Origin of the sequence: Bacillus sp. BD59S, assembly GCF_007363175.1 — a bacterium.
GTDB lineage: Bacteria > Bacillota > Bacilli > Bacillales > Bacillaceae_G > Bacillus_A > Bacillus_A pacificus.
The window spans coordinates 3,803,039-3,823,254 of record NZ_CP034686.1 but is presented as its reverse complement, the minus strand read 5'-3'; the positions used below and the strand labels follow the sequence as shown (position 1 = coordinate 3,823,254).

General features: G+C 36.4%; 22 protein-coding genes, 1 riboswitch and 1 other annotated feature. Of the genes, 13 read left to right on the top strand and 9 right to left on the bottom strand.

Going from position 1 to position 20,216, the window contains the following annotated elements:
* The first annotated feature begins 9 nt into the window (after positions 1–9).
* Positions 10–216, top strand: coding sequence for a hypothetical protein (locus EKQ63_RS21925; RefSeq protein ID WP_087996443.1), 207 nt, complete (start codon positions 10–12; stop codon positions 214–216).
* A gap of 24 nt (positions 217–240) precedes the next feature.
* Here EKQ63_RS21925 and EKQ63_RS21920 read toward each other — a convergent pair whose 3' ends face one another.
* Together EKQ63_RS21920 and EKQ63_RS21915 are read right to left on the bottom strand one after the other, a co-directional pair.
* Entirely contained in the window at positions 241–687 is a 447-nt protein-coding gene (locus tag EKQ63_RS21920) for a MarR family winged helix-turn-helix transcriptional regulator (RefSeq protein WP_000445823.1), read from the bottom strand.
* Positions 688–760: 73 nt separating this feature from the next.
* The gene (locus EKQ63_RS21915; RefSeq protein ID WP_087954356.1) at positions 761–1,540 is read right to left on the bottom strand and encodes a GDSL-type esterase/lipase family protein; all 780 of its coding nucleotides are present in this window, start codon (positions 1,538–1,540) and stop codon (positions 761–763) included.
* A 356-nt stretch (positions 1,541–1,896) separates the two neighbouring features.
* Here EKQ63_RS21915 and cpdB point away from each other — a divergent pair, with 356 nt between their 5' ends.
* A complete protein-coding gene (gene cpdB / locus EKQ63_RS21910) occupies positions 1,897–4,239 on the top strand; it encodes a bifunctional 2',3'-cyclic-nucleotide 2'-phosphodiesterase/3'-nucleotidase (protein ID WP_143881488.1) in 2,343 nt (780 codons plus the stop codon).
* A gap of 49 nt (positions 4,240–4,288) precedes the next feature.
* On the opposite strand, the gene nhaC is transcribed toward cpdB, so the two are convergent.
* Positions 4,289–5,662 (bottom strand): Na+/H+ antiporter NhaC, encoded by a 1,374-nt coding sequence (gene nhaC, locus EKQ63_RS21905; protein WP_087954358.1) that lies wholly within the window; start codon positions 5,660–5,662, stop codon positions 4,289–4,291.
* 277 nt (positions 5,663–5,939) lie between these two features.
* Positions 5,940–6,160, bottom strand: a binding site (T-box leader).
* A gap of 141 nt (positions 6,161–6,301) precedes the next feature.
* Here nhaC and EKQ63_RS21900 point away from each other — a divergent pair.
* From EKQ63_RS21900 to EKQ63_RS21865, 8 genes are all read left to right on the top strand, one after another.
* Positions 6,302–6,658: a hypothetical protein gene (locus EKQ63_RS21900; RefSeq protein WP_140168685.1), complete on the top strand. Its 357-nt coding sequence runs from the start codon at positions 6,302–6,304 to the stop codon at positions 6,656–6,658.
* 77 nt (positions 6,659–6,735) lie between these two features.
* Positions 6,736–8,169, top strand: coding sequence for an adenosylmethionine--8-amino-7-oxononanoate transaminase (bioA, locus tag EKQ63_RS21895; RefSeq protein WP_140168693.1), 1,434 nt, complete (start codon positions 6,736–6,738; stop codon positions 8,167–8,169).
* Positions 8,169–8,897, top strand: coding sequence for an ATP-dependent dethiobiotin synthetase BioD (gene bioD / locus EKQ63_RS21890; protein WP_143881487.1), 729 nt, complete (start codon positions 8,169–8,171; stop codon positions 8,895–8,897). Before bioA ends, bioD begins: the two co-directional genes overlap by 1 nt.
* On the top strand, positions 8,863–10,050 hold the full coding sequence (gene bioF, locus EKQ63_RS21885; protein ID WP_087954362.1) for an 8-amino-7-oxononanoate synthase: 1,188 nt from the start codon (positions 8,863–8,865) through the stop codon (positions 10,048–10,050). Before bioD ends, bioF begins: the two co-directional genes overlap by 35 nt.
* Positions 10,047–10,787 (top strand): alpha/beta fold hydrolase, encoded by a 741-nt coding sequence (locus EKQ63_RS21880; protein WP_087954363.1) that lies wholly within the window; start codon positions 10,047–10,049, stop codon positions 10,785–10,787. Before bioF ends, EKQ63_RS21880 begins: the two co-directional genes overlap by 4 nt.
* On the top strand, positions 10,753–11,562 hold the full coding sequence (gene bioC / locus EKQ63_RS21875) for a malonyl-ACP O-methyltransferase BioC (RefSeq protein WP_087954364.1): 810 nt from the start codon (positions 10,753–10,755) through the stop codon (positions 11,560–11,562). The genes EKQ63_RS21880 and bioC overlap by 35 nt, the downstream gene beginning before the upstream one ends.
* A 1-nt stretch (position 11,563) precedes the next feature.
* A complete protein-coding gene (bioB, locus tag EKQ63_RS21870; protein WP_087954365.1) occupies positions 11,564–12,562 on the top strand; it encodes a biotin synthase in 999 nt (332 codons plus the stop codon).
* A 179-nt stretch (positions 12,563–12,741) separates the two neighbouring features.
* On the top strand, positions 12,742–13,062 hold the full coding sequence (locus EKQ63_RS21865; protein ID WP_000549777.1) for a hypothetical protein: 321 nt from the start codon (positions 12,742–12,744) through the stop codon (positions 13,060–13,062).
* A gap of 24 nt (positions 13,063–13,086) precedes the next feature.
* Here the strand turns inward: EKQ63_RS21865 and ribH are convergent, their stop codons facing one another.
* The 5 genes from ribH to EKQ63_RS21840 form a co-directional block, all read right to left on the bottom strand.
* Positions 13,087–13,548, bottom strand: a complete 462-nt coding sequence (gene ribH / locus EKQ63_RS21860; RefSeq protein ID WP_000230889.1) for a 6,7-dimethyl-8-ribityllumazine synthase — start codon at positions 13,546–13,548, stop codon at positions 13,087–13,089.
* Between the two features lie 18 nt (positions 13,549–13,566).
* Complete coding sequence (ribBA, locus tag EKQ63_RS21855) at positions 13,567–14,760, bottom strand: bifunctional 3,4-dihydroxy-2-butanone 4-phosphate synthase/GTP cyclohydrolase II (RefSeq protein ID WP_087954366.1); 1,194 nt, start codon at positions 14,758–14,760, stop codon at positions 13,567–13,569.
* Positions 14,761–14,772: 12 nt separating this feature from the next.
* Positions 14,773–15,417, bottom strand: coding sequence for a riboflavin synthase subunit alpha (gene ribE, locus EKQ63_RS21850; protein WP_087954367.1), 645 nt, complete (start codon positions 15,415–15,417; stop codon positions 14,773–14,775).
* Positions 15,399–16,511 carry a bifunctional diaminohydroxyphosphoribosylaminopyrimidine deaminase/5-amino-6-(5-phosphoribosylamino)uracil reductase RibD gene (ribD, locus tag EKQ63_RS21845; protein WP_143881486.1) on the bottom strand — a complete coding sequence of 371 codons (1,113 nt, stop codon included), beginning with the start codon at positions 16,509–16,511 and terminating at the stop codon, positions 15,399–15,401. Before ribD ends, ribE begins: the two co-directional genes overlap by 19 nt.
* 308 nt (positions 16,512–16,819) lie before the next feature.
* Positions 16,820–16,963, bottom strand: a riboswitch (FMN riboswitch).
* A gap of 190 nt (positions 16,964–17,153) precedes the next feature.
* Positions 17,154–17,360, bottom strand: a complete 207-nt coding sequence (locus EKQ63_RS21840; RefSeq protein WP_001151582.1) for a CDGSH iron-sulfur domain-containing protein — start codon at positions 17,358–17,360, stop codon at positions 17,154–17,156.
* 139 nt (positions 17,361–17,499) lie between these two features.
* On the opposite strand from EKQ63_RS21840, the gene EKQ63_RS21835 reads away from it, so the two are divergent.
* Positions 17,500–17,745: a DUF2552 family protein gene (locus EKQ63_RS21835; RefSeq protein WP_087954370.1), complete on the top strand. Its 246-nt coding sequence runs from the start codon at positions 17,500–17,502 to the stop codon at positions 17,743–17,745.
* Between the two features lie 10 nt (positions 17,746–17,755).
* On the opposite strand, the gene EKQ63_RS21830 is transcribed toward EKQ63_RS21835, so the two are convergent.
* Positions 17,756–18,679: an alpha/beta hydrolase gene (locus EKQ63_RS21830; RefSeq protein ID WP_087954371.1), complete on the bottom strand. Its 924-nt coding sequence runs from the start codon at positions 18,677–18,679 to the stop codon at positions 17,756–17,758.
* 81 nt (positions 18,680–18,760) lie between these two features.
* On the opposite strand from EKQ63_RS21830, the gene EKQ63_RS21825 reads away from it, so the two are divergent.
* Together EKQ63_RS21825 and EKQ63_RS21820 are read left to right on the top strand one after the other, a co-directional pair.
* Positions 18,761–19,240 (top strand): GNAT family N-acetyltransferase, encoded by a 480-nt coding sequence (locus tag EKQ63_RS21825; RefSeq protein ID WP_143881485.1) that lies wholly within the window; start codon positions 18,761–18,763, stop codon positions 19,238–19,240.
* 102 nt (positions 19,241–19,342) lie between these two features.
* Positions 19,343–20,212, top strand: a complete 870-nt coding sequence (locus EKQ63_RS21820) for a LacI family DNA-binding transcriptional regulator (RefSeq protein WP_087954373.1) — start codon at positions 19,343–19,345, stop codon at positions 20,210–20,212.
* Positions 20,213–20,216 lie beyond the last annotated feature (4 nt).

The window sequence follows — 20,216 nt, the reverse complement described above, 5'->3', positions numbered from 1 at the left end:
AGAGAATGGATGTATTATTACTATGTACCTCGAGTATACCCATATACAAATTATTATCCAGTAAATGATATGAGGCAGCAATTTGGAGGGTACCCACAGCAACAATTTCAGCAAATACCACAAATACCACAACAACAGCCTATGCAAGAACACAAACCATATTTAACGACATGGCCATATTCAAATGTATACTATGGTAATTATTACGAATCATAAAGCTGCTTCTATTTAGAAGCAGCTTTATGCGTTTGTTTTCAAAATTAAATTTTGAATGGTTTGAAGAGAGTGAATGAGCTTTTCACGTTCTTCCTCAGATAATGTTTGGAAATTTTCTTTTAATTTGTCTAAAATGAATTGTTGATACTGATTTACTAACAATTTCCCTTCAGTTGTTAGGGAAATTAAAATGACCCGTCGATCTTTTTCGCTATAATGACGCTCTATTAGTTCCTCTTGAATCAGTTTGTTTAAAAGAGGTGTCATGTTAGGCCTTGAAATCGCTAGCCGCTTGCCGATTTCGGAAACTGCTAATGTACCATTTTCATGCAGAAGCAGTAATACTTGTGTATGTGATGGCGGCATATGTCTTTGAGAAGAAAATTCTCCAGGGAGCATAAATTTGCGATAAAAAAGAGGCACTAGCGAAAGAAGATGATCAACAATACGTTCCCACTCGCGTGATTCCATATAAAGGCCCCCCTTCCACTCTCATTGTAACAAAAAAGACATGTTATAAAAATAGAATTGTTTCATGTGAATTTTAATATTTGTAGGCCAACACTTTTTTTGTAAAGGAATCAGCAATAATCGAATAGCCTTTATCATTTGGGTGTACTTGGTCAAAGAGTAATTCTTTCTTATCATTCGATATTAATTTGCGAATTGGTAAAACGATAGATGGTTGATTTGCTTTTGCAATGGAATAAACAGATTCATTCCAGCCATCTAAAAACATATCTGCATAACTTGCGATGGAGTCATCGAGTTGTAACGGGTTATAGAGTTCAGAAAGAATGAGTAAAGCATCCGGATTTTGATCTCGGACTGTCTTTACAATATTTTTTACATCCGCTTCAAAATGAGCTTTTTCTTTATTTAACATTTTAATACCGTCTATAACACCGACATCACGATTTAAGCGAAACAAATTATTTCCCCCAATATTAATTGTAATAATATTGGCTGCTCTAATTTTTTGTTTTACATCCTCTGATTGAACTTTTTTAGCGAGACGATCTGTTGTAAGACCGTTTATCCCAAGGTTTTCTACAGTAATTGGTTTATGAATTTGTGCTTCTATTTGTTTAGAGGCTAATTCAGCAAATCCGCCTTGTGTCGATCCATATCCTTTGGCGAGCGAATCACCTAGTACGAGATGATAAAAGGAATCGTTTGTTTGCTTATCAATCCAACTTGGAGTAGATGTTTTTTCTGTTTTTTCTTCGGGTTCATTTTGTTTTGTCTCATCGTTCTTTTCAAAATAAGAATAAGAAATGATTAGAAGGAGGAGACAAACAATTGTTAAGATGACTTTTTTCATAAATTCATCCTCCTTGTAATTGGTAATTGTATCATATTCAGCAGTATTAACAATGTAAGGGCATATTATATGTTTATGAAAAGTTTACAATAACTTTACAGAAAATTTGTAGAAGTATGTCAAAAAATATTGACGATATGAAAGTACATTATATATGATAATGTCAGATAAGGTGAAATTTTAATTAGTAGGGCTTTATTTCCCGATGAGTAAAATCTCACCAATCGAGCGTTTAAGAGGACTACTCATTAGCGCAGGATGAAATGAAAATCTTATCTCCAATAGAAGAAAAAAGGTATGTGATTAGAGACGGATTCATTTCATTATTTTTGGTAATTGTATAAGGGGGATTTTTTGTGAAAAAGTCAAAAAAAATGCTAGCTGGAGCAACTCTTGCTATTGGCGTTATAGCGCCGCAAGTATTGCCAGCAACAGCTCATGCGGATGAGCAAACTGGGGAGAGTACGGTTAACTTACGAATTCTAGAAACATCAGATATTCACGTTAACTTAATGAATTACGATTATTATCAAACGAAAACCGATAATAAAGTAGGTCTCGTGCAAACTGCAACACTTGTGAATAAAGCACGTGAAGAAGCGAAGAACTCTGTCCTATTTGATGATGGAGATGCATTACAAGGGACACCGCTTGGAGATTATGTAGCGAATAAAATAAATGATCCGAAGAAGCCTGTGGATCCTAGTTATACACACCCATTATATCGTTTAATGAATTTAATGAAGTATGACGTCATCTCTCTTGGGAATCATGAATTTAACTACGGTTTAGATTATTTAAACAAAGTAATTAGTAAAACAGAATTCCCGGTTATTAACTCGAACGTTTATAAAGATGATAAAGATAATAATGAAGAGAATGATCAAAATTACTTTAAACCATATCATGTTTTTGAAAAAGAAGTAGAAGATGAATCAGGTCAAAAACAAAAAGTGAAAATTGGCGTAATGGGATTTGTTCCACCTCAAGTTATGAACTGGGATAAAGCAAATTTAGAAGGAAAAGTGAAAGCGAAAGATATAGTTGAAACAGCGAAGAAAATGGTGCCAAAAATGAAAGCAGAAGGTGCAGATGTTATCGTTGCACTAGCACATTCCGGTGTTGATAAGAGTGGATACAACGTTGGCATGGAAAACGCATCGTATTATTTAACAGAAGTTCCTGGTGTAGATGCAGTGTTAATGGGACACTCACATACTGAAGTGAAGGACGTATTTAATGGTGTTCCAGTTGTAATGCCTGGTGTCTTTGGAAGTAACTTAGGTATTATTGATATGCAATTGAAAAAGGTAAACGGAAAATGGGAAGTACAAAAAGAGCAATCGAAGCCGCAACTTCGTCCGATTGCTGATAGTAAAGGGAACCCATTAGTAAAATCTGATGAAAAATTAGTTAATGAAATTAAAGATGATCACCAAGCGACAATTGATTATGTGAATACAGCTGTAGGAAAAACGACAGCGCCAATCAATAGTTATTTCTCATTAGTACAAGATGATCCTTCTGTACAACTTGTAACAAATGCACAAAAATGGTATGTAGAAAAGTTATTTGCTGAAAATGGACAGTATAGCAAATATAAAGGAATTCCAGTTTTATCTGCAGGCGCACCATTTAAAGCAGGTGGCCGAAACGGTGCTACATATTATACGGATATTCCAGCTGGAACGTTAGCAATTAAAAACGTTGCAGATTTATATGTATATCCAAATACGTTATATGCTGTAAAAGTAAATGGGGCACAAGTGAAAGAATGGCTTGAAATGTCTGCAGGTCAGTTTAATCAAATCGATCCAAAGAAAACAGAAGAACAACCATTAGTAAATATAGGCTATCCTACATATAACTTCGATATTTTAGATGGCTTAAAATACGAAATTGATGTAACACAACCAGCAAAATACGATAAAGATGGAAAAGTTGTAAATGCAAATACGAATCGTATTATAAATATGACATATGAAGGGAAGCCAGTAGCTGACAATCAAGAGTTCATCGTCGCTACAAATAACTATCGCGGAAGTAGCCAAACGTTCCCGGGTGTAAGTAAAGGGGAAGTTGTATACCAATCACAAGATGAAACACGTCAAATCATTGTGAAGTATATGCAAGAAACACCAGTTATTGATCCAGCAGCAGATAAAAATTGGACATTTAAACCGATTGTTGCAGATAAATTACATACAACATTTGATTCTTCACCAAATGCACAAAAATATATAAAGAAAGATGGGAACATATCATATGTTGGACCATCTGAGAATGAATTTGCTAAATATGCAATTGATATAACGAAGAAGAACGATGATGATAAGGAAACTGGTGGAGAGAATCCAACACCACCGCCAACAGGTGGAGGAAATAATGGAGGAAATCCAACGACACCACCAACAGGTGAAGGAAATAATGGAGGAAATCCAACGACACCACCAACAGGTGAAGGAAATAATGGAGGAAATCCAACGACACCACCAACAGATGAAGGTAATAATGCAGGATCTGGACAAACTACAACGGATAATCAAAATGCAAAAGAAACAACAACTGTAAGTGAAAAGAAAGAAGAACGTGATTTACCGAAAACAGGTACAAGTGTTGCTTCTACAATTGGAGCTGGATTGGCATTTATTGGAGCGGGATTCCTTCTTTTATTTAGAAGAAAAAAAGCAAATAGATAGTGGAGAAATATAAAAAGGATTACCGATTCAGGTAATCCTTTTTAATATATTATGAAAGTGTTACTGCTTTTTCTTTCTTCCATGAAAGGCCAAATCCAGTGAAACCAACAATAATTGTTACGACTGGACAAGCTAAGCAGAAGATTGCGAATGGAACGTAATCAAATGTCGGAACACCAAGGACGTTCGATAAGAATACGCCACTTACTCCCCATGGTACGAGTGGGTTAATAACTGTACCTGCATCTTCTAATACTCGTGATAAATTACGACGTTCTAAACCGACTTCATCATATTTATTAGCGAATGCTTGTCCTGTTAAAACGATAGATAAGTACTGCTCACCAAGTAAGAAGTTCACACCGATTGCAGTTGAAGCAGTAGAAATAATTAAGCGTGTGCTAGTTTTTACGAAGCTAGAAATGATATTCATTAGCTGCGTAATAATACCCATTCCTTGTAATAATCCTCCCATACAAAGAGCTAGGAAAATAAGAGCGATTGACATCATCATACTTTGCAGGCCACCGCGAGATAATAAGCTATCAATATCTTTCATACCAGTTTTAGAAACGTAACCGTCTTGCATAATTTTCATTAAATCAGTTAAAGAAGTACTAGGTTTAAATATAAAGAGGATAATGATCCCTACTATAATTCCAGCAAGTAATGTTGGAACTGCTGGAACTTTTTTAAATGCGAATAGGAACAGTAATAATATTGGAATAAGTGTAACGATAGAAATCGTTGCATTTTTCTCTAATGTGCTAATAAAGTTTGTGAAGTCAACGTCTCCACTAGTACCGCTTCCTAAAATGAAAAATGCGATAAAAGCAATAATGAAAGCTGGAACTGTTGTCCAAAGCATGTTACGAATATGCTCAAATAAATCTACACCCGTTACAGCTGGCGCTAAGTTTGTTGTATCAGATAAAGGAGACATTTTATCTCCAAAGAATGCACCAGAAATAATTGCACCAGCGATTAGAGCAGGATCGTATCCGAGCGCACTACCCATGCCCATAAAGGCAAGTCCTACAGTTGCGGCAGTTGTAAAGGCACTACCGATACTTGTGCCAACAATTGCACAAACAACAAAAACAGTTGGAATGAAAATTTTTGGAGATACAAGCTGGAAGCCGTATACCATTAAAGTTGGAATTGTTCCAGCAGCGATCCAAACACTAATTAATACACCTACAAGTAAGAATATAAAAATAGATGGAATACCGGCTGAAATACTACTTATCATTCCTTTTTCCATAGTAGACCAATCAATTTTTTTCATAAATCCAAATGCTAATAAAAGAATGATACCAAATAAAATTGGGATGTGTGGTGAAACTTCTAATTTGATAACACTAAAGCCAATGCAGAAAAAGATAAATACTGTTAAAAGAACAGATTCAATTTTTGAAACCATTGTTTTCCCCTCCTAAGTAATCTAAAATAGCTCTTTTTTATATAAAATTCGCCAATATTGTTTATTTCCTTCTAAATTTTAGAATTTTGTGACAAATTACTGGTAATTGTTGTTTCTTTAATATGATACGGAAATGATTGGATAAAAAAACGTCCCTGCATATAATTATGCAGGGACGAAGAAATCGCGGTACCACCCTAGCTTGTGAAATGAATGTATCACAAAATAAAGGGTCGTATGGTATGCGCTAATAAAATAAAAACGCCCCTGCAATATATGCAGGGACGAAAAATTCGCGGTACCACCCTAAATTGTGAAACAGTGTCGTTTCACCACTCTTTAGATATAACGGTCTATAACCGTCTTTCACTACTCCTTACGTTTCGTAAAAGAAGCTCCAGGGGGTAATTCATAATTCGCTCTGTACTGGTTCGCACCGACCACCAGCTCTCTGAAATCAGAAATCGAAATACTACTAAATCCTATCAATGCCGATTCATATGATGTTAGTTAAATTTTTATCATATATTCGTCTCACATGTCAATAAAAATATTCAATAATTTTTTAGGGAAATAAAGGAGAACGATTTTAATCCTGGGAAAATGTGCGTTATAATGAATTTGAAAGGGGAGGGAAGAGTGAAGAAAAAAATAATTCTTTTTACCACTTTACTAGTCATTGGCGGAAGTGCTGGAATTTACACAGCTTTTGCAGCTGAATCAGAGCAGGCGAAGCAAAAGCAAATACAGCAGTTAGAAGTGAAAAAAGCGAAAGAAGCTGAAGAGAAGAAGTCGATGGAGAAAGCAGCTACGAAACTAGGGGTTTCTAGTGATGGAAAAACAAAAGAAGAAATTACGAAAGAAGTAAATAAGGCTAGATTTGAGCAGCGTCATGATTTATTAATTGAGCATGCGAAGCAACTTGGAATTGATACAGAAGGAAAAAAGGATGAAGAGATTATTTTAGAAATCGGAAAGATACAACATGGAAAGTAGAGCAACTTATCGTATGATAAGTTGTTCTTTTTTAAGAACTGATTAGTTTGAAAATAATTGACAGTCATTTGGTTTTAATGTTAACTATATTTATAAACCAGTTAACATTAGGGGTGAAAATTGTGACTTTTAGTAAGAGTACGACTGACAAACCATCTTATACATATGAAGAGTTATCGGAAAAAAATAAAGCCTATGTATGGCATCCGTTTACACAAATGAAGGATTATTTAGAAGAAGATCCTGTCATTATTGAACGGGGAGAGGGAAGAAAGCTATACGATGTAAATGGAAACGAATATTGGGACGGTGTTTCGTCTATTTGGTTAAATGTTCATGGACATCAAGTACCGGAACTAGATGAGGCAATTCGTAAACAATTAAATAAAATTTCCCATTCTACTATGCTAGGGCTTGCTAACGTTCCATCTATTTTATTAGCCGAAAAAATAATTGAAGTTGTACCAGAAGGTTTGAAGAAAGTGTTTTATTCAGACTCCGGTTCTAGCGCCGTTGAAATTGCAATTAAGATGGCCTTTCAATATTGGCAGCATAAAGGAAAACCGAAGAAACAAAGATTTGTTACATTAAAAGAAGCGTATCATGGTGACACAATTGGAGCTGTTTCAGTGGGAGCAATAGACTTGTTTCACCAAGTGTATAGTTCACTTTTATTTGAAGCAATTAAAATGCCATATCCATATACATATCGTTCTCCTTATGGAGACGATAAGGAAGAAATTGTGAAGAAGCATTTAGAAGAAATGGAAGAATTGTTAAAAGAAAACCATGAAGAAATAGCTGCCATCATTGTGGAACCGCTAATGCAAGGTGCTGGCGGGATGATTACAATGCCAAAAGGATACTTAAAAGGACTGCGCGATTTATGTACAAAATACAATGTATTATTTATCACAGACGAGGTAGCGACTGGATTTGGGCGTACTGGAAAAATGTTTGCATGTGAACATGAAAATGTAACGCCGGATATTTTGACAGCCGGAAAAGGTTTAACAGGCGGATATTTACCAGTTGCAATTACTGTAACGACAGATGAAATTTATAATGCCTTTTTAGGAGGCTATGAAGAACAAAAAACATTTTTCCACGGACATAGTTATACAGGGAATCCGTTAGGGTGTGCGGTAGCAATTGCGAATCTAGAACTATACGAGAAAACAAATTTAATAGAAGAGGTGGCACGTAAAACAGAATATGTGGCGACGCAATTAGAAGACCTCTTTGCATATAAACATGTAGGGGATATTCGTCAATGCGGGTTAATGGTTGGAATTGAACTTGTGAAGAATAAGGAAACGAAAGAAGCGTTTGAATGGACAGAGAGAGTCGGTGTTCAAGTATGTAAACGCTCAAGAGAGCTGGGTATGATTTTGCGCCCGCTGGGTAATACGATTGTATTTATGCCCCCTCTTGCTTCTACAATTGATGAGATTAATGATATGTTACGTATTTTATATAAAGCAATCTCGGATGTTACGGAGGGAGAATAATGAGCGGTTTTTTTATAACAGCAACGGATACTGAAGTGGGGAAAACTGTAGTCGCCGGTGCATTAGCGGGTGTATTTAGAGAACTGGGATATAACATCGGGGTATATAAACCGTTGCAAAGTGGATATGTTGCATCAAATCCAGAGGGAGATGCAGCAAGGCTAAAAGCATTATCAGGTGTACCGACAAAAGAAGATGAAATTTGCCCTTACTCTATTGAAGAGCCGCTTGCCCCGAGACTTGCCATGAAAAGAGCTGGAAGGACAGTAACGTTAAAAGATATTATTCACCACTATAATGAACGATTAAAAGAGTTTCATAGTCTACTTGTAGAAGGAGCAGGTGGATTAGCTGTTCCATATACAGAGGACGCTTTAGTAATTGATTTCGCAAAAGAATTACAACTTCCACTTATTGTAGTAGCACGCCCTACATTAGGAACAGTAAATCATACAGTTTTAACGATCGCTTATGCAAAGGCATATGGTTTAACAGTAGCAGGTGTCATTTTATCTGGCTGCAAAGAATGCGAAATGGAAAGAGTGCAAGAAAATAAAGAAATGATTGAAGAGCTAAGTGGGGTACCGGTTTTAGGTTTATTACCATTCTTTGCAGGTGAGTTTACAAAAGAAGAAGTCTTGGAATCTGCTAAAGAATATATAATGATTTCAAAATTAGAGGAGCTTATCCGAAATGAATCAAACGTGGCGCACACATCTTCAATCTAAATTGCAACAATTACATGAGCGAGGGCAGTATCGTAATTTGCATGTAACAGAACAAGCAGAAGAGACATGGCTTATTCGAGATGAGAAAAGGATGCTAAATTTAGCGTCAAATAATTATTTAGGGTTAGCTGGAGATGAAAGGTTAAAAGAAGCTGCTATCGCATGTACAAGAAAATATGGAACTGGGGCGACAGCATCAAGGCTCGTGGTAGGAAACTATTCACTGTATGAAGAGATTGAGAGAAGTATATGCGATTGGAAAGGCACTGAAAAAGCCTTAGTTGTGAATAGTGGATATACCGCAAATATTGGAGTGATCTCTTCATTAGTGAGTCGTCACGATATTGTGTTTAGTGACAAATTAAATCACGCAAGCATTGTTGATGGAATTATATTAAGTGGGGCAGAGCATAAAAGGTATCGTCATAATGATTTGGATCATTTAGAGAAGTTGTTGAAAACAGCGTCACCTGAAAAGCGGAAATTAATCGTAACAGATACTGTTTTTAGTATGGATGGTGATACTGCGTATGTAAGGGAGTTAGTAGAGCTGAAAGAGAAATACGGGGCAATTCTTATAGTTGATGAAGCACATGCCAGTGGAATATATGGAAATGGCGGAGCTGGATTATCTCATATAGAAGAAGATCTTGCTCAAAAAATAGATATACATATGGGGACGTTTAGTAAGGCTTTAGGGTGTTATGGTGCGTATTTGACAGGCGATGCAATTTATATAGAGTATTTACACAATATGATGAGAAGTTTTATTTTTACTACTGCATTACCGCCAGGAACATTAGGAGCGGTACAAAAAGCAATTGAAATTGTAAAAGAAGATAATGAAAGAAGAGAGAGACTTATAGAGAATGGAGCATATTTCAGAAACCATTTACGAGAAGCTGGTTTTGATATTGGAAATAGCTCAACTCACATTGTACCGATCGTAGTCGGTTCAAATGAAACAGCTTTACGGTTTAGCAAAAGGTTACAAGAGGCAGGTATTGCAGCTATTGCAATTCGTCCGCCAACTGTACCAATCAATAGTTCTCGAATTCGCTTTGCAGTTACATCTCAACATACAATAGCTGATTTAAAATGGGCTATTGACCGAATTATCCACATTGCGAAAGAAGAGGAGCTTTTTGTATGAAAGAGCTGAAGATTATTTTTATCCCTGGGTGGGGAATGGAAGAAAATATTTGGGATTTAGTACTTCCGCATTTTAAAAAATATCCTGTTCAATGCATTGATTGGCGTAATGTGAAAGAACAAAGTGAGTTTGCGGATCGGATTATAGATGTAGCACAGGATGACAAAGTAATTTTAGTTGGATGGTCACTAGGAGCGTTAGCGGCAATTCAAGCTTATAAAAAAATTAAGGCAAAGGGTATCGTACTAATTGGTGGCACTGCTAAATTTACAAATGCAAGTGACTATAGTAATGGATGGAATGCTTTGCATGTAGAGCGGCTGAAAAAGAATGTGGCGAGAAAGAAAGAAGATACGCTCAAGCGGTTTTATGAAAATATGTTTACGAAAGATGAGTTGAAAGAGAATAAAAGGTTTGAAGATATGATAAAACACTTTAAAGGTGATTCTATTCATTCTTTACAATTAGGTTTAGATTATTTAATAGAAACAGATATGAGAGAAGAACTGAAAGAAATGAAAGTACCTATACTGCTTATTCATGGAGAGCAGGATGTAATATGTCCATTGTCTGCAGCACGTAATATGGCTAGGAATGAGACTGCTATGCTCAAGGTAGTAAATAAGGCTGGACATGCATTATGCGTAACGAATTTCGAATATTGCGCAAATGAGATAATTCAATTTGTAGAGGGGATACGACATGATCAACAAAACGTTACTACAAAAACGATTTAACGTGGCAGCTGTATCCTACGATCAATTTGCAAATGTACAAAAAAAGATGGCGCATTCATTACTTTCTACATTGAATCGGCGATATAGTGCAAATTCATCGATACGTATTTTAGAACTTGGATGCGGGACAGGATATGTTACAGAGCAATTATCAAACTTATTTCCGAAAGCACAAATTACAGCTATTGATTTTGCTGAAAGTATGATTGCAGTTGCGAAAACTAGACAAAATGTAAACAATGTAACATTTTATTGTGAGGATATTGAAAGATTACGACTAGAAGAAACGTATGATGTCATTATTTCAAATGCTACATTTCAATGGCTAAATGATTTAAAACAAGTGATAACAAATTTATTTCGTCATTTATCTATAGAGGGGATATTACTCTTTTCAACGTTTGGACAGGAAACATTTCAAGAATTGCATGCTTCGTTCCAGCGGGCGAAAGAAGAAAAAAATATACAAAATGAAACATCGATTGGGCAACGATTTTATTCGAAAAATCAGTTGCACCATATATGTGAGATAGAAACAGGGGATGTACATGTTTCTGAAACATGTTACATAGAGAGATTTACAGAAGTTAGGGAGTTTCTACAGTCTATTCGTAAAGTAGGAGCGACCAATAGTAATGAAGAATCATATTGTCAAAGTCCCTCACTCTTTCGTGCGATGCTTCGCATATACGAAAGAGACTTCACGGGAAATGAAGGGATAATGGCAACGTATCATGCTTTATTTGTGCATATAACAAAAGAGGGGAAGAGATGAAATGAAACAAGTACAAACAAAAAGGGATTGGAAAAAACTTGCATACGACGTATTAGAAGAGAAAGTGATTACGAAAGAAGATGCAATAGCGATATTAGAGGCTGACGATACAGAGATTTTAGAAATTATGAATGCTGCGTATATCATTCGCCATCATCACTTTGGTAAGAAAGTAAAATTAAATATGATTATTAATACGAAGTCTGGATTATGCCCTGAAGATTGCGGATATTGTTCACAGTCTATTATTTCAGAAGCACCGATTGATAAATATGCATGGCTAACGCAGGAAAAGATTGTAGAAGGAGCACACGAAGCAATTCGCCGTAAAGCGGGTACATATTGTATTGTGGCATCTGGTCGTCGTCCGACTGATAAAGAGGTGAATCACGTAATTGGAGCAGTTAAAGAGATTCGTGAAACGACAGATTTAAAGATTTGTTGTTGTTTAGGTTTCTTAAACGAAGATCAAGCAGGACGTTTAGCGGAAGCGGGTGTACATCGTTATAACCACAACTTAAATACACATGCGAATAATTACGAAAGCATTTGCTCCACTCATACGTATGATGATCGTGTTGATACAGTTCAAAAAGCGAAACAAGCGGGTATTTCACCATGTTCTGGGGCAATCTTTGGAATGGGAGAGACAATAGAAGAGCGCGCTGAAATTGCATTCGAATTACAACGTATAGATGCAGATTCCATTCCATGTAATTTCCTTGTTGCTGTAAAGGGTACGCCGCTTGAAGGACAAAAGGAGTTAACACCGGTAGAATGTTTAAAAGTGCTGGCGATGATGCGGTTTGTAAACCCAACGAAGGAAATTCGCATTTCAGGAGGGCGTGAAATTAATTTACGTTCTGTACAGCCAATCGGTTTATTTGCAGCAAACTCTATTTTTGTTGGAGACTACTTAACGACAGCTGGACAAGAACCGACTGCAGACTGGGGTATGATTGAAGATTTAGGATTTGAGATTGAGGAATGTGCATTATAAAATAGAAAAAAGCAAACTTGTAAAAGAGTTTGCTTTTTTTGTAAATAAAATGTAATAAATAATTGTAAACGCTTGATACTATTGGCTTTTGAGTGGAAAAAGAATTTTGGTGGACGAATTTTCCAAGCCCCAATTGTACATAGTAAATATGTAATTTATATTGGGTTGGAGGATTTTACATGCACAAATATATATTAGCGATTATGACTTGTCTCATTTTACTAAAAGCAATAAGTGCTGATCCAGTTAAGGCCGCCGAAAATCCTGAACAAAAAGAGATGCAACAACGAATTGAACAACATTTTCGAACGAAAGCTGAACATTTTGGATTGAAAACAGAAGGGAAAGATTTAAAGGAAGTACGAAAAGAAATTACTATTATAGAAGAAGCGAAGAAAAGAGAGAATGTATGGAAAACAGCACAAACGCTTCGTATACAAACAGAAGGAAAGACAATGGATGAATTAATAAAAGATGTACGGAGAAAAGTGAAGAAATAAAAAAGAGGCCGCAGCCTCTTTTTTTTATGCCCATTGTTTTGATAAGTGAGCCATTTCAATCGCAGCAACGGCGGATTCATAGCCTTTATTACCAGCTTTCGTGCCTGCACGTTCAATCGCTTGCTCGATCGTTTCAGTCGTTAATACACCGAAAATAACAGGGATGTCTGTTTGTAGTGATAAAGATGCAACACCTTTTGCTACTTCATTACAAACGTAATCGTAATGTGTTGTAGCACCACGAATGACAGTGCCTAACGTAATAACAGCATCATATTTCCCGCTATTCGCCATCTTTTTAGCAATTAAAGGAATTTCAAATGCACCAGGAACCCAAGCAACATCGATATCAGCTTCTTCTACACCGTGACGCTTTAATCCGTCTAAAGCGCCGCCAAGTAACTTACTTGTAATAAATTCATTAAAACGTCCAACAACAACTCCAACTTTTAATCCTGTACCAACTAAATGACCTTCGAATACCATAATAAATCTCTCCCTTAATTATAAGTTTAGTAGATGTCCTAATTTGTTTACTTTCGTTTGTAAATATGTTTTATTCTCTTCTTTTGCTGGCATTTGCAACGGTACACGCTCGATTACTTCTAAATCGTAACCTTGTAAGCCAGCAATTTTTCGCGGGTTATTCGTTAATAATCGTAAATGTTGTAAACCTAAATCTTTTAATATTTGAGCACCGATACCGTAATCACGAAGATCAGCAGGGAAGCCAAGCTTTTCGTTTGCTTCTACAGTATCGAAGCCTTCTTCTTGTAACTTATAAGCGCGAAGCTTATTAAGAAGCCCAATGCCTCGTCCTTCTTGTCTCATATAAAGAAGAACGCCCTTTCCTTCACGCTCAATTTGAGCAAGGGCGGCATGGAGTTGTGGTCCGCAATCGCAGCGGCACGAGCCAAATACATCTCCTGTTAAGCACTCTGAATGAACGCGTACAAGCACAGGCTCTCCTGTTGAAATATCACCTTTTACGAGTGCAATATGCTCTTTCGAATCTAAGGAATTAGAATAGCCAATCGCATGGAAAGTACCGAAATCTGTAGGTAATGTAATTTCCACTTCTCGCGTCACTAATGTTTCATGGTGGCGGCGATAAGCAATTAAATCTTCTATTGTAATCATTTTTATATCAAATTGTTTTGCGCACTGTAGTAAATCAGGTACGCGTGCCATCGTACCGTCCTCATTAATAATTTCACAAATGACGCCAGCTGGTTCTGCTCCGCAAAGCTGTGCTAAATCGACAGCAGCTTCTGTATGACCAGCACGACGCAGAACACCGCCTTCTTTCGCAATTAATGGAAAGATATGTCCAGGACGGCTGAAATCAGCACCTTTTGATGCAGGATTTAATAATTCTTGTATCGTAGTTGCACGTTCGTGCGCGCTAATCCCAGTTGTTGTAGAAACATGATCAATGCTCACTGTAAATGCAGTATGATGCGAATCTGTATTATGAGCTACCATTGGTTCTAATTGTAAACGTTCTGCGTATCCTTCTGTAATTGGTACACAAACGAGACCGCGCCCATGTGTAATCATAAAGTTAATTGTTTCTGGCGTAATATACTCTGCTAAAGCGATAAAGTCGCCTTCATTTTCACGGTTTTCATCATCACATACGATTACGACTTTTCCTTGTTTTAAATCTTCTAGAGCTTCTTCAATACGATGAAACATCATGCTTCCCCCTTATAGAAATCCGTTTTCTTGTAAAAAGCTTTCGGTCATTGAACCTGTTCGTTTTACTGGTTTAGAAATAAAGCGTTCGATATATTTACCAATCATGTCGCACTCAATGTTTACGATGTCACCGGCGTTCTTTTCCCCAATAACAGATTCGCTTACTGTGTGCGGGATGAGTGAAATGGTAATGGAAGATTCGTCTATATCAAATATTGTTAAACTCGTTCCATCAACAGCAACGGACCCTTTATGCAAACAATAGCGCAGCAATTCATCAGAAATAGCTATTTTGTAATAGACGGCATTATAGTGTTGTTTTTTGTTTAATATCGTTCCGATGCCATCGATATGTCCTGAAACGAAATGTCCACCGAATCGTCCATTTGCCGACATTGCACGTTCTAAATTTACTTTGCATTGCGGTTTAAGCATGCGGAGTGATGTTGATTGCATCGTTTCGGGCATTGCATCCACTGTGAATGAAGTTGTTGTGAAACTCGTTACAGTTAAGCAAATACCGTTCACCGCGATGCTATCACCTAAGTGAACATCTGATAAAATTTTATTGGCATGAATCGTTAACTTCATCGCTTCGCCGCTTTGTTGCATGTTTGCAATCGTTCCTAATTCTTCTACAATTCCTGTAAACATTCCGTCACCTCACTTCGGGTATGCGCAACAATTTTTATATCATCGCCAATTTGTTTCATCTCTTGAATTTCCAAGGAAAGTGCATCTTGTAATGTTGAAAAACCATTACCGCCAAATAAAGTAGGGGCATCATTTCCACCAATTAATTTTGGACTTATATAAGTTATAATTTCATTGAAATACTTTGTTTGTAAGAAACTTGCATGAACTGTTTGACCACCTTCGACGAAAAGAGAAAGAATTTGTTTTTCGCCGAGTAGGTGTAAAACATCTTGTATTTCAATCTGTTTCGTTTTCATTTGGAATATAGCTATATTTTCAGATTCATAAGAAGCTATTTTCTTTTTATCTACACCATTACCGACAAAAATCCATGTCGATGCTAAACCATCTGTTATGACATGAGAAGATAGTGGCGTTCGTAAATGGGTATCTAAAATAATGCGTATAGGATTTTGCCCTCCGTTAGGAATTCTTGTTGTTAAATGCGGATTATCAGATATAACTGTATTCACTCCAACAAGAATTGCATCGTGTGTATGACGATATTGATGAACATCAGCCCGTGCTTCTTCACCTGTAATCCATTTACTTTCACCAGTTACAGTTGCTGTTTTTCCATCTAAGCTCATTGCTGTTTTTATTGTTACAAATGGACGTTTCGTTTTCATGTAGTGAAAAAAGTAGCGATTTAATAAAATTGCTTCTGCTTCAAGAACACCAGTCGTTACTTCGATGCCAGCTTCTTCTAATCTCCTTTTTCCATTTCCAGAAACGAGCGGATTACAATCAAGAGTAGCAATTACAACCCGTTTGACTCCTTTTTTGATGAGCAATTCACAGCAAGGTGGTGTTTTTCCAAAATGGCTACACGGTTCAAGTGTTACATAAACGGTAGCTCCTTTTGCTTTTTCACCAGCCATATGAAGAGCATAAACTTCTGCGTGTTCTTCGCCAGCACGCAAATGAGCTCCCATGCCGACGATGTTTCCATCTTTTACAACAACAGCACCAACCATAGGATTTGGACTTGTTTGTCCGGATGTTCCTTCTGCTAACTGTAGGGCAATCCTCATATATTCTTGATCTGTCATTCTCTTCACCTCTCCTGAAAAAATCAAAAAACCCCCAAGGATTTTATATCCTTGGGGTTTGGGAGACGTGATTTCTAGAAATATAGTTCGAATACGAAAGTATAGGAAAGAAACCTAGCGATGATTGATATTTTGGCATAAGGAAAAAACCTAGCAAAATATCGAATTTTCAAACGCTAGTCGTATCTTTTTATTCCAGTATAGAAACATAAGTATACAAAATAAAACATATATAAAGATTCAAAATGAAACTTAAAAATATGCATACTGAAATAAAAGTGTATTCGCTATATAAAATTACTAGAAAACATATCCTTCTCCCATCCAGACTATACTGTCGGCCCTAGAGTTCCACTAGATCCACCGTTTTCGAGTTGAAAACGGGTCACGGACTTAGAAGTTTGCACTTCATCACCGCCGGTTGGGAATTTCACCCGACCCCGAAGGATGTTGTTTGCTCAAATTATAGCACAAAAAAGAAAAAAGGCTAGTGAAAAATGTTCGAATGTGAAGAATTGTGTGAAAATATATGTATGCTGGCATGAGGACAGAAGTATTAGAAATGTTGTAAGGAGAAGGGATGTAATGGAGTTGATCAAAAGAAAAAACATGCACAAAAAAATGTGCATGTCACATGTGAAATTATTCTGCCTCTGGTGCTCTAACAACAGATTCGAATTTTCCTTTATGCGAAGCATCGCAATAAGGCATATTTTTTGATAAACCACAACGGCATAAAGAAAATGCCGGTTTTGCTGGGAATACATTCCCTTGTGAATCAACTAATTCCACGTCCCCTGTAACGCGAAAAGAGCCATTATCATTTACTTTAATTTGTACTTTAGCCAACGCTATCCCTCCTTCCCAAACGCTTAATTTCATCATATAATCAAGGGAAGTGCTTGACAATATAAAAAGAGCACTTTGTTTGAGAAAGAAGAGAGTGTTATAATAGTTTTCATAACTGACTAGAGTAAGGTGACGAGAGATGGATAAACAATTACATACATTACGAAACATTGCAAATGAGCGCACGTGGGCATCATTTTTGAATGATAATCATCCATATAGTTTGTTACACTGGTCCATTGCTGGTGTAGGACAAGAGTCAAAGGATGTTTGGTTACTGCAAGATGAGGTAACATTTCAAACGACAGAATTTCCAATGTTAGATGATGCAATAAAGTGGATTTCTGAAAATATGGAACAAGTTACAGACGTTTTAGCGCAATAAAAAAACAGGCTTATGCAAGCCTGTTTTTTGTTTCTTTCACATATGTGTTTAAAAATTGATCGACGGCTGCTTCATACTCTTCTTTATTTTCGTTATAAGAGCAAGCGTGTGCGCCGTGTTCTGCAATATAAAGCTGTTTATTGTTTTCTTTTGCTTCATAGAGTGCTTTCGTCATATCAGCTAAAATATAATCATCATCTTTACTATGAATAAAGAGGACGGGATTATTAATGTTTTTTATACAATCGATTGGTGAAACTTCACGAATTGTATAACCGTCACGCACTTTTAAGAAAGCATTTGCTAAAGGTAATAAAGGCCATTTCGGTAAATGGAATTCAACCTTTAAACGGTGTTGTAATTGTCCGTAGAAATCAGAGAAAGGACAATCTGCAATATAGAAGTCAGCACCATCTTCTACAAGTCCTGCGTACTGAAGAAGTGTTGCAGCGCCCATCGATTCACCATGAATACCGAGTGTTATATTTGTTCCAAAACGACCTTTTAGCCAGTCAACTACAGATTTTAAATCATGCTTTTCATAGTATCCATAGCTTGTTGTTTTTCCGCCAGTTTTACCATGCCGACGATGATCATAAATAACGACATTATATCCTCTGTTTAAAAATAACCTTGCATATTTTACAGAGTTCATTTTATTTACAGTTACGCCGTGACAGAAAATCATAAACTTATTGGAATGACCAGCAGGAATGTAATATCCGTGAAGATCATATCCGAATTGCGAAGGAATATGAATTTCTTCTTTATGAAGAGCATCAAAATCCTCTATACGAAAATGTTTTTTCGTTTCTCTTTCGAGTATTTCTTCCTCTGTTTTTTTCTTTAAGTACATCACCTTATTTGTAAAGAAAATCCCAAGGGCAGTTATCGCACCTAGTATAGTAAACAATGCTGCAAAAAAACGTTTCATACTTTACCTCATCCTCCAAATACCGTTACATGTGATACACTTATATTGTATCACAAGGATAGAAAAGGGGAGAAATAGGAAATGATGCATATACAAAAAATTACGCCAGCTATGAAAGAAACAATCCGAATGTTCATGCGTGAGAACTGGGGGAGTTCATTGATGGTTTCACGTGGTAAGGGGCATCAGTTAGAAGAGTTGCCAGGATTTGTTGCGTTCTCAGAAGACAGAATAATCGGAATTATAACGTATGAATTGATCGGAAATATGTGCGAAATTGTATCGTTAGATAGCTTTGAAGAAAGAAAAGGAATAGGGACAAAACTTGTGGATTGTGTATTACAAGTTGCAGAAGAAGAACAGTGCAGGCAGGTTTGGCTTATAACAACAAATGATAATTTGAATGCGTTACGTTTTTACCAAAAACGTAATTTTTTGATGACGAATTTATATGTAAATGCAGTTGAAGAGGCACGAAAAATAAAGAAAGAAATTCCGCGCATTGGGTATGATACTATCCCGATTTTACATGAAATTCAATTAGAATATAGTTTAGTGTAATGATGTAACAATTTTCAGAAATATAAGTCATTAACCTTGACGAATATTGTAATTTAGGTTACCGTAAAATTGTAATCTATTACCATATTAAGGGGTGACGATGTGGCAACTATACGTGATGTTGCAAAATTGGCAGGTGTTTCAGTCGCAACCGTTTCACGAGTTATAAATGAAAAAGGATACGTTCATGAGGACACAGTAAAACAAGTAAAGGAAGCAATTGAGGAATTACGTTATAGGCCAAATAGTGCAGCAAAGCCACTATTTAAAGAGAATTCAACGATAATTGCATTACTTGTAGATAATCTATATGAACCATCAAACATCACTTTGCTACATTGTATTGAAGAACTAGCATATAAAGAAGGATATCAAATAATTGTTTGTAATATAGAGAATAAAGATAAATATATACATATGTTAAAGCAAAACAACGTTGCAGGTGTTATTTTGACGAAAGCAGTTTTTAAAAATCTAGGGGAAATCCCACTTCCGTTTATAGTGATTGATGAAAAACAATCTCTTACAGATTATTATGAAGGTGGACAAAGAGCTGTTTCTGTATTGAAAGAGAAAGGGTGTCACTTTCTTGCTTATATCGGTGAGGGAGATGAAAGTGAGGAAGAAGAAGACCATGTGTCAGGATTTTTAGACGCTGTTTGGGAGGAAGGAATCTCTTATCGAGAAGAAAGTGTACAAGGGTATACGAATAAGCAGTTCATGACATTATTACAAAATCACCCGTATATAGATGGAATTGTAATCTCAAATGATAAAATTGCTATTGAGTTAATCCGAGCAGCGAAATTATTGAATATCAATATACTAGATAAATTACAAATTGTTGGGCCTAACGGGTATATAGAGTACGGATGGATAGGTCCATCACTATCGATAATGGAAAGTGATGTCCAAGAAAATGGGGAAATAGCTTTTCAAAAATTAATTGGAAAAATAAAAGGTGCGTTGTAAAAAA